The organism is Vibrio fujianensis (genome assembly GCF_002749895.1).
GTDB lineage: Bacteria > Pseudomonadota > Gammaproteobacteria > Enterobacterales > Vibrionaceae > Vibrio > Vibrio fujianensis.
In genome coordinates this window covers 148550-159741 of the sequence record NZ_NBUS01000040.1, presented here as the reverse complement: position 1 = coordinate 159741, position 11192 = coordinate 148550, and the positions used below count along the sequence as shown (strand labels likewise).

General features: G+C 40.6%; 8 protein-coding genes. 1 reads left to right on the top strand and 7 read right to left on the bottom strand.

Translation table 11 applies throughout. From position 1 onward, the window contains the following. Nucleotides 1–32: 32 nt before the first annotated feature. From B7C60_RS06590 to B7C60_RS06560, 7 genes are all read right to left on the bottom strand, one after another. A complete protein-coding gene (locus B7C60_RS06590) occupies nt 33–1706 on the bottom strand; it encodes a flagellar assembly protein A (protein WP_099610972.1) in 1674 nt (557 codons plus the stop codon). 231 nt (nt 1707–1937) lie between these two features. After that, nucleotides 1938–3635 (bottom strand): SpoIIE family protein phosphatase, encoded by a 1698-nt coding sequence (locus B7C60_RS06585; protein WP_099610971.1) that lies wholly within the window; start codon nt 3633–3635, stop codon nt 1938–1940. A gap of 130 nt (nt 3636–3765) precedes the next feature. Then, complete coding sequence (locus B7C60_RS06580) at nt 3766–4632, bottom strand: NAD(P)-dependent oxidoreductase (protein WP_099610970.1); 867 nt, start codon at nt 4630–4632, stop codon at nt 3766–3768. 203 nt (nt 4633–4835) lie between these two features. Continuing rightward, nucleotides 4836–5555 (bottom strand): YebC/PmpR family DNA-binding transcriptional regulator, encoded by a 720-nt coding sequence (locus tag B7C60_RS06575; protein WP_099610969.1) that lies wholly within the window; start codon nt 5553–5555, stop codon nt 4836–4838. A 73-nt stretch (nt 5556–5628) separates the two neighbouring features. Next, entirely contained in the window at nt 5629–5838 is a 210-nt protein-coding gene (locus B7C60_RS06570; protein ID WP_099610968.1) for a DUF3283 family protein, read from the bottom strand. A gap of 156 nt (nt 5839–5994) precedes the next feature. Next, nucleotides 5995–6192: a PA3496 family putative envelope integrity protein gene (locus B7C60_RS06565; RefSeq protein ID WP_099610967.1), complete on the bottom strand. Its 198-nt coding sequence runs from the start codon at nt 6190–6192 to the stop codon at nt 5995–5997. A gap of 398 nt (nt 6193–6590) precedes the next feature. Next, the gene (locus tag B7C60_RS06560; RefSeq protein ID WP_099610966.1) at nt 6591–8567 is read right to left on the bottom strand and encodes a replication initiator protein RctB domain-containing protein; all 1977 of its coding nucleotides are present in this window, start codon (nt 8565–8567) and stop codon (nt 6591–6593) included. Between the two features lie 1329 nt (nt 8568–9896). On the opposite strand from B7C60_RS06560, the gene B7C60_RS06555 reads away from it, so the two are divergent. Further along, nucleotides 9897–11114 (top strand): ParA family protein, encoded by a 1218-nt coding sequence (locus B7C60_RS06555; RefSeq protein WP_099610965.1) that lies wholly within the window; start codon nt 9897–9899, stop codon nt 11112–11114. Nucleotides 11115–11192 lie beyond the last annotated feature (78 nt).

Here is an 11192-nt window from a genome sequence, read left to right as displayed (position 1 = left end):
GTTATCGAATCCTGTTCCTCTAACTAATATCATCATATCCCGATATCTTCTTCATCAAACTTGGAGGAGAGTTGAATTTCATACTGATTAAATGACACGATGGATGGGCCATGAGATCGTTTCGTGGTGACTTTTTCATCACCGAATTGTAGTGTTACGTGGGTAAAAATCTTGCCTTTTGCTTCGATCGTATTGAGTTCCAACATCTGTTCAAACTCATCATTAAGTAGCTCAACAGCTTCTTTGACTTTTTCCATATGCGCACTGGCTTGATATTTTTGTTGATCAATCTCGCTTAATTCTTCTTCGCTTCGTTCAGCCTTTGGCCGTTTTTTAAATTCTAATTCTCGGCGAATAATATCCATTGTTCTTTCTTGCGCTTGTTTATAATGCTCTTTATGTTTGTTTATTCTATCTTTGTACCATCCATAACGAGCAAACGCCTCCACGGTTGTTGCAGCATCACCTTCAACGCCTAAATTTAAGCAGATTACTTTGCCGCCAACTTTCGCTGTCCCACCACTTAAGGTGCCTTGCTTTTCATTTTTATCTAATACAATCAGATCATTACCACAACGAATGCTATTACTCATACTATGCACAGCGAGTTCAATATTTTCAGAGGCTTGCAGTTCAGAAAACTGGGCATAGTTAGCCCGAATACTGCCTCCTGATTTAACAATGCAGGTTTTCGGTTCATCATCAAAAACTGTATGCCCGATAATCCCTTTACCAATATCAATATCACCTTGTGCTTGTACATCGGCCGATTCAACAAAACCACCAATGGTAATTGAACCGGTTGCACGAACAATCATCCCTGGCTCAACATCACCAGAAATCACTACACTTCCTTTAAACTTCACATGTCCAGTTGCAACACTAACATGATTCAGACAAAGAGCACTTTCTACATCGACTGTTTTATTTTTAATAATTGGCATCCCCGACTGGCTCGCCAACAATAAGTTCGGATCGTCCGGTGAAATATGAGTCCCCTTACCCGCAACCAACGCGGCCTCATTCCCCGGTTTAGCTGGAATGACCTTACCTAATACGGTGTAGCCAGGTTCTCCTTGAGTTGACGGCTTACGGCGCATCACTGGGGAGTTTTCACCAATGGTGACCGTTTCCCCCAAATTGCGCATATCGACCTTTTGAGCACCTTTGATGGGCTGAGGTGCTAAAATGCGAGTGGTGACATCTTCAACCAATGGTATAAATTGTGCGTCTTGTCCTTGAACCGCCTCTTTTCCCTGAGCGACAGGTTGAGTAAAGACTTCGCCAGGCTTGAGGGTATTACTCACCATAAGCACTTTTTTTAATGCAAGTTTGTTAATCCCTTTAAGCACATAGGCTTTGGCCAGTGCATGTACCAACTCACTACCATAGAGCCCTCGACCACCGTAGGCACCAGTAACGACCATCGTCGCCAACATATCTTGCTCACTAACCACCACTTCAACGGTCGCGTTTCTTTTTTCCGCAATAACAATACCTTCACGGGCGGCTTTTTTCCCTTCTTTGACGCTATTGATAAACCGATTAACGGCTTCATCGCTTAGGTAAAACTTACCCGCTCCAATTCTTAACAGTGACTCAGTAAGACCGATAGTGCTTAGTTCTTGGTTCACGTGGGTATCACTCGATAAACGTGCGATAACCGATTTTTTATCTTCTGAGAGGGTGATGAAGTCCTTCCACATAATGCTTAACCTTACGGCGATCTTTCCATTTATTACACAGTGTATAAAAAATCGAGAGTGAGCTAAATCATTCAATATGAAGAGTAAGGCTCATATCAAGATATTTATTTAAATCAGAGCTATTTGGATGCGATACCCAGACGACTTGAAGTTGCCGGTAGGCGGCAAGTGAGTGACAAATTTGTCTGGAAAAAATTTGTTAAGCCATGACTTCAATTCACAGCGTCTTGTTTATCTATTAATAAAATGGGCAATATCAGGGAAAATCGGTGGTGTATCGAATCGATAAACCGCATGCAGCGTTTGACCGGCATGAAGATAATGAAGTGACTCACATAATTGAGCAGCAAATAGAAAGTCATTATCCATAATTGTTGGGTATTCAGATAGTTGCTCGACTTGCCCGCTATGAGTTAAATAAAATTCAATGGATTGATTTTGAGGTTGATAATTCACCTCACAAGTCACGTAATCCCCCTCTGTGAGAGCTTGAAGCCCTATGTCTCGTAGCTGATGATAACGACTAAAGCCTTCAGGATCCTCTTTCAGTGACATAGGTAACCGTAATAACCTTTGTTCAATCATATGGGAAAAAAGCTCAGATAAAATTTCACAAAGAAAATCCAAATGGTAACTGGTATGAATAATTCCTTTGAGGAAAACTCGAACTTCGTTCATCACAACCACTTGCTTTAAAACATAGGCTGGAAAATATAGTTCACTTTTACAAGGAATGGGGCTTAATAATGACTCGCTACTGGATGGAATTAATTTCGCGTTAATGACAGGAAAGGACAGCATTAATAACGAAATCGGTACGGGTTCCTCTTTGGAGGAGAATTGCTCAATCGCTTCATACAAACTATCCAATGTTTGATTCTCTGCCTGCTCTGTAAATAATGCTACCAAACGAGATTCACCAAACCGTTCACCTTGCTCACTGATCACATCGACAACCCCTTTAGTACAACAAAGAATTTTTTGTCCTGGCTCTAATTTAAAATGTTTAATATCACAACTAAACGAATTTTCTGCCCGCTCCCCCAAGGGATGATGAGTGGCAACTAATGATTTCACTAATTGTCCAGAAGATGAAAGAATATGCGCACTGGGTAGCCCACCTCCCCACCACGAAACCTCGAATCCATTAGAATGTATTTCAAATACATGCGCCGCGAGGTGGATCCCTTCCGGTAAAAAAGCAACGAGCTTTTGGTTTAATTCAACCACCATTTCGCTGAGAGAACAACCTTGCTCTGCCAATGAGAAAAAGGCACGCGTCACTGGTATATTCGCCATTGCGGCAGGTAACCCTTCAGCATTAGAATCGGCAATCATGGCATACACCCCACCATATAACCGTCGAGCCACTAGGATTAAATCGCCATGAAATAGTGTCGTCGGACTTGAAATCGAGTGAATACCATAGATAGGTTCTATTTGTACGCTCATTTCATCCATTAAACGGTGAAAAATAGATTCTGCAATCGCATATTCTTTCTTTACTCGATCTTGATACCTTTGCAGTTGATCGCGCTGTTGCCTGAGTTGCTTATGCATTTGTGCAATTCTAAAATGCGCTTGTATTTTAGCTAACAAGACGGATCTTTCGACCGGTTTGGGAATGAAATCATCCCCAAATGCAAGACAACGAGAGAATGATTCTGGATCATCTAATACGGTTAGAAATAGGATGGGAATATGGCACTTTGGAAAAGCTCGCCGAATGTCCTGAGCGGTGGTAAAACCGTCTTTTATCGGCATCATGACATCGAGTAGGATAATATCAGGTAGAGAGGTCATTTGCTGCATTGCCTGAACCACATGTTGACCATTTTCAAATAGATCAACATGTGGTGTAATGGGGGCCAGCATCATACGGCACAATTCTCGGTTTGTTGCATGATCATCAACGATCATTACTCGCATCACAACGCCTCACTTTTTCTATTGTCCATTATTCAATAATATGCGTACACTCCTGTTCAAAATATAGTTCAGTTTATTTGATGGGGCGAACCGTATTTTTCCCATCATTGACTATTCCATTCGCTTACATTCAGTGAGTGGTCAGTGCTTTAATCAGTACTGAAGTATCCATGCGTCCCAACCCTTGTGAAGATAACGTCTGATACAGTTGAGCCGTTCTTTCTGTCATCGGTAATTGGATCCCCTGCCGCTGTGCTTCGTCGAGACAAAAACCGAGATCTTTGATCATCCAATCAATCGCAAACCCAAAGTCAAAACGATCTTCCGCCATCGTGATCGCCCGGTTTTCCATTTGCCATGAGCCTGCTGCACCATGTTTTAGACAAGAAACTAAGGTGGCAATATCTAGCCCAGCTTGCTTCGCTAGCACTAATCCTTCTGCGAGGCCATTTAGTACACCAGCAATGCAAATTTGGTTGACCATTTTTGCTCTTTGTCCTTGCCCCACTTCACCCATTAAAACAGATGAACGGCCATAAGCATCAAAAATCGGTTGAAGCTCACTAAACAACGATAAATCACCACCACACATAATCGTTAGCTGGCCATTCTCAGCTCCAGCTTGCCCTCCAGAGATAGGGGCATCCATAAACTGAACACCACCCTTCCCCGCCGCCATAGCCACTTCTTGTGCCAGTAGAGCTGAGGTCGTCGTGTGATCGACCAAGATCGCTCCCGGCTTCATATAAGCCAATGCACCGTACTCATGAGTGGTCATGCTGCGTACATCATCATCATTGCCCACACAGGTAAGAACAACATCCGCTTGAGCGACGCACTCAGCAACCGAATTTGCCGCTTTTCCTGCATATTGTTTCGCCCATGCTAGCGCTGTCTTTTTTGTTCGATTGAAAACCGTGACATCAAAACCCGCTTTAACGAGATGTCCAGCCATCGGATATCCCATCACACCTAAACCAATAAAACTGACTTTCATACAAACTCCTTGTTAAACCTTCACCACACTGAATCAATAAACCGTCCAATTAATGCGAACCATACAGGTCATCTCACCCAACGGCAGAGGCCACTTATAGCGCAAAAGATCGACGTGATTAAATTTATGATGATGGGTGATGATAAGAAAGAATGGTGTAAACAGAAATAAAAAAGCCGAGACAAACTCGGCAATTGATATAACTATGCGATATCCGCGTTGTGATACACTTGCTGAACATCATCGCAATCATCCAGCATATCTAAAAACTTCTGGAATTTTTCTGCGTCTTCACCACTAATAGCGGTTTGATTTTGTGGAACAAAGGTGATCTCTTCCACATCAATGGTTAGCTCTGGGAATGCATTGGTCAGGGCTGTTTTCGCTTTAAAGAATTCAGTATTCGGCGCAAAAACGGTAATCACCCCATCTTCCAATTCGATATCAGTCACATCGACGTCTTCCATCATCAATGCTTCTAAAACAGACTCTTCATCATCACCCTTGAATTGAAATACCGCCTGATGATCAAACATGTGTGCCACTACGCCCGGCGTGCCAATTTTTGCGCCTGTTTTCACAAAACATTGGCGAACATCCTGATAAGTACGGTTACCATTATCAGTTAAACAGTCAACGATCACACTCACCCCACCCGGGCCAAAACCTTCATAGCGAGCGGGTTGATAATCTTCACCGCCACCGCCACTGGCTTTATCAAGTGCTTTTTCAATAACATGTGCTGGTACTTGATCTTTTTTCGCTTTGGCAATCAAATGACGAAGCGACAAGTTCATGTCTGGATCTGCGCCACCATTTTTAGCACATACGTAAATTTCTTTACCATATTTGGAATAAACTTTAATCTTTGCGCCTTGAGTCTTGGCCATAGAGGCTTTGCGCACTTCAAAACTTCTTCCCATTGGGATGTTCTCTCTAGTTCAATTTAATGCGACGGGTAAACAAAAATGGAACATTTTTGTTTAATAATGAACGCTACGCGACACCCATTATTCGTTTATATTTATCCACTGACTGCTGAAACCATGTCTTTTCTTGCTCAGAAACCAGTTTAGAAAGCTGTTTAGTGACGACATCGGGTCCACATTTTGCCTGCTTCATCTTCCAAACTAAAAAAGAAGCTTGTTTATCTAGCTCTATTTTATTTTTCTGCTCTGCATCAAGCAGTGCAAGGTTAAAAGGCATAAGAAAATCTACAATCAGTCAAACGTGCCGCCGAATATAGCATAAAAATGTGCAAAATTCAGAAGCAAAATATTACCTTAACCCTCTAAAATCAACAAAACGACAAAAACAAAGGGTGGCTTATGCCACCCTTATCAATCTGCTCATTAGGGACTTCTAATGAAGTAGACCCAATTCCTTCGCTTCCTCAATAGTTAAGCCGCTTTCACGAATTTCTCGTAGCGTTTCAATACGCCGACGAGCTTCGGCAGACTTAAGGTGTTTCACTGGGCGTTGTGTCTCTACTTCATCCATGAAGTCCCACTTGTTTGTGATATTAGTCATTTCATCATGGTCAATTGAATTTATAGACATTGCAACCTCCGAACAAACCATGCCAGGGACAAGTAATCTGTAGCAAAAGGCTTAAATCTTGTTAAGTAAATTTAAGCTAGAGTGTGACTAAAACGAGAGTTCAAGTATCTAATCAATAAATCACTCAATTATCTTTTGCTCAACCTGAAATATAGCAGTACATTTGAGGAATTATCTTCAAAAAATAAAATCGATCAACCTCTCATTTTTAAGCTTACCACTCCGCACGCACGATCGAGAATTCAGACCAGTAGATCGAAGCAAAATCGCGTAATTCATCGCACAGAAAGAAATAAAAAAACGAGCCCTTATCGAGACTCGTCTACCTTCGCTAAAAACATGGCATTGGTTTAAAGTCATTAGATTTTGCTTACGATCTTATCCACTTAAACCAGCGATCAAAGACCAATAGCCACATCGTCCAAAGCTCGGAATACGGCGTCATCTAGATGCCCTTCATAGACTAATTTACACACTTTTCGGCGTACAGCTAAACCCGAGATCACCCGTTCGATCGATAAGTGTTTATCACAGTTTTGTTTATTATAAAGATCAATCACCTTACTCAGTGTCTCATAAGGAATGATCTCTTCATCGGCTCTTAACCAATCAAGCTTATCTATCAGCTCTAGGCACTCTTCTCGAATCGATGAAGGTGCATGCCCAGTCATTGCTGCTAAAGCCGTTATGCTGCGTTCTAGAGCCTCTGGTGAGGTATACTTAGATAAAGTAATGGTAATCTCGTCAGCATTAATCTCAACCAAATGCTTACGCTGTTTAACTCGACGTCCTAACTTTCCTCGCGGAGAAGGCGCTTTTCTCTGAATCGGTTCAAATTCGCCATCAATAATTTCTGATAACTCATCTAACCTTTGTTTGGATACCATTTCATTTCGCAGCGGGTTAGGTAGGGTTGGAGCCATATTTCGTTTACCCGCATTGGTGGTTTTAGCACGAGAATAACGTAACACCTCTTCAACATTGCATTTTATATCGACCTGATAATCGGAGAGCTTATCCTTTTCAAGCAAACTGGTTATGGTTAAATGGTACCCCCACAAGTTCACTTCAAAATGATCCTCTGTTTTATCTTTTTTAGCTAAACGTCTCAACTCTCGGATAAGATCCATCGAAAAACGTCGCCACTCAATATTACGAGCTAATTTTTGATTGAGTTCGCTAAGCAACATGACATCCGTGTGGCGGCGTGACATACGGCTACGAAAGTAAGAGTAGAGCTGAAACACCAAGGTGTGTTGTTTTAAGATTTCCGGTGGAAATAGGAAAAAGTAATCACGGGTCATTAATTCTTCAAAAAACGAAGGTTCCCAAACTAGGATATATAAATTAGGTTTGATGCGTATTTCACCATCACTTCCTTCGGTGGGCGCTTCTTCTGAAGCTGTAATGGTACGAGCGAGAAAACGAAAACGATCACTTTTAAACCCTTCAGGCATGTTCTCACTCAACCAACGTCCTGTTAGTTCATGTAATTGAAAGTCGGTAAACTCAATTCGATCAATACTATCTCGGATTGAATCTCGTGCTGGTCCACTGTCTTTTTTACCCCGCAATGACAAAATATCGGTAATGTAGAGTGGGGTTTTGTTGGGAACATATTTAGCATTGAGTTGGTAATCTTCTTGATGATGATCGTGGTACTGTACAGTTAAGGTAAACAGTGCAAAGAGCGTCATCAGATCATCGACAGTCATAATATTTTTTGATGAGCGAGTCTCGATCACAGCACGAGTTCCTGAAATCGAAACCATCGATTTTTGATAATTTTTTCGAGTACGAGGCGGTGCTAACGCTTGATCAATGATCCCAGCCCAATTGGTTGGTGAAACGACAAATTGATCCGCTTCATCTTTCATGGCTGGTGGTGTATTTAGGCCATGTTCATGCAATAAACGTTGATTAACCTGCGTTTGTGCTAATGCTTTTGAACGTTTACGTTTTTCGGTTTGCTTAACAGACTCTGTCACTAAACTGGTTGATCCAAGTACAGAAATCAATTGGTTTGGGTTAACAAAACGGTGAAGCATGGTTTTTCCTGCTAGACCCTCTTGAAAACGAACGGGAACTTGCTTAAATAAACCAATCGCCACCGCCGCTCTTAGGCGTTGTTGGATTGCAGCTCGAGTGAGTTGACCATCTGTTGCTTCAATTAGTTCAGTGGTTGAGACTAAGCCATCTTTACTTCTAAAACCACGTAAAGAAATGAGGTTTAACAGTTCAACAATACTTTTTGTGACACCTTTAAAATGCTGATACTGTTCAATCCAATCGACCGCAGCTTCTGAAATTTCAAAAAGATGCCCATCTTTGTGGCTTCTGGGGGCATTGATCAGCAATTTTTCTTCAGCGGTCATCTTCTTTTCCGTTTTGCATTAGCCGTAATATTGCTATGGTTCCAAGAGCATAAAGAAAAAATGATCATAAATAAAGAGAAATTTATTGTTTTTAAATAACTGATCTTTTTGATTATTCTGATCAGTATTGATTAGTATGATCATATGATCTGGTCGCCGCTTTGCTTTTAAGTGGTTGTTTATAAATAATGTTTTTTTTACTGCGCCAGAAGCATGATCATGTCTGTTGCGTAACGATGATCATTGCGTCTCAGTAAGCATGATCAAAGACCACTTGAACGATGATCATCATATGTTCGAATTAATGATCAATAGTAGTTAGGAACAATGATCAAGTGGGATTCACAACTTATCCACAATCTTAAAGCATAATTCGTTTTTATTGTTGGTTTAGAATGCCCTTGCTCTTACTTTTGTATTGGAAGAATGATCAAGAGAGTGATGAATATCGGCTATTTTAAGCGATTAATACTTGAAAAGTGGTTCAAATAACACTTTACATAGCAATATGCTTTTTTAAGATTGTTACTAAGGTTAACGAAAGCATGATCATGGTTATTATTGTGCTTTTCTATCTTTAACAAGGCATTTTGTGCCGTTTTATATCCGATTGATGCTAAACAGCAAGCCTGATTACAATTGACATCTACCGTAAATTATCTTGTTTTTATCATGCTTCCGGGAGATCTATACTACTTGATCATTTTTCCGTGCAGCAATGATCTTTTTTACGTTGATTGCGTTACCCGATTCGATCCATTTATCCCTTGATCATTGTTCCATTGACTCTTTTTTTTACGGAAACATGATCATGACGATTCCCTTGATCATCGTTCCATACTTAGAATCAGCCCATCTTCTGGGTACTAACAACTGTCTAAGGGTAAGTATTCCTTACTGGGAGGATAAAAAAGCCCATTTCTGTCCATAACAGCTTAAAAATCGAGCTTTTAATGGCTTTATCAGCTGATATGGATTGATTCTATTCAATTGAAAATACATTAGCCGTAGTTTATTGATTGGAACTAATCGTTCCGATGGATTGATCTTATACATCGAGTGGTATTGATTCACTTTTCTCTTCCTTATTTATTCAGTTTACATTGTAAATGTGTGACAGTGTGACATTTTCATTTGATCGCATAATGAGTATTAATCTGCACAATTTTTTAAAAATAAAAACTCAGCATTATGTTAATAATAGGTCAATTGATGCTTGTTTTTCTATTTATTGTGATTGACCTATGAAAGTGAATGTTCACCTTTTTATTGTTTATAATAAAATTTGCTGTACAATTGGATGGATGGGAATCAGTTATGGAAATGACTATGAAAAGAGAACAAACAATAGAGAATCTCTATCGGCTGGCTGAGCAGACTCAGCAGGTTCAAGCTGATCGAATCGAGATTGTATTAGAAGAGCGTCGTGATGAACATTTTCCACCGATGTCGAAAGCGTTAATGGAAACACGTTCAGGATTGACGCGACGAAAACTTGATGAGGCGATCGCTAAACTAGAGGCTTCTGGCCATCAGTTTACAAAAAATAATGCTAATCACTACTCTATTTCTCTTGCTGAAGCCCATATGCTTATGGATGCGGCGGGTGTGTTGAAATTCCATCAACGCAAAAAGAATACAGAGAATAAGCCTTGGATTATTAATGTGCAAAACCAAAAAGGTGGAACCGGCAAATCAATGACGGCGGTGCATTTGGCGGCTTGTTTAGCACTAAATTTAGATAAGCGATATCGAATCTGCTTAATTGATTTGGATCCTCAAGGCTCTTTACGTTTGTTTTTAAATCCACAAATCAGCTTGGCAGAACACAGCAATATTTATTCAGCGGTTGATATTATGTTGGATAATTTTCCAGAAGGCACCGAGATTGATAAGTCATTTTTACAAAAAAATGTCTTATTACCGACTCAATACCCTAACCTGAAAACTATTTCAGCATTTCCGGAAGACGCCATGTTCAATGCTGAAGCTTGGCAATATTTGTCACAGAATCAATCCTTGGATATTGTTCGTCTATTAAAAGAAAAGTTGATCGATAAAATTGCAGATGAATTTGACATTATCATGATTGATACTGGGCCACACGTTGATCCTTTGGTGTGGAATGCGATGTATGCTTCAAATGCGCTGTTGATTCCTTGTGCCGCCAAACGTTTGGATTGGGCTTCCACAGTTAACTTCTTTCAACATCTACCAACGGTTTATGAAATGTTTCCCGAGGATTGGAAAGGGTTGGAGTTTGTCCGCCTGATGCCAACGATGTTTGAAGATGATAATAAAAAGCAGGTCTCTGTTTTAACAGAAATGAATTATTTACTTGGTGATCAAGTCATGATGGCAACGATTCCGCGTAGCCGTGCTTTTGAAACCTGTGCCGATACTTATAGTACGGTTTTTGATCTAACCACCAGTGATTTTGAGGGGGGCAAAAAGACGTTGGCTACCGCTCAGGATGCGGTACAAAAAAGTGCCTTAGAATTAGAGCGTGTACTGCATACACATTGGACTTCATTGAATCAGGGGTAAATGATAAATGGCAATAAAAACGTCTGAGTTGAATGCGAAGTTATTTGGAAAAGCAGATAAGCGGCGAGCTTCAACACC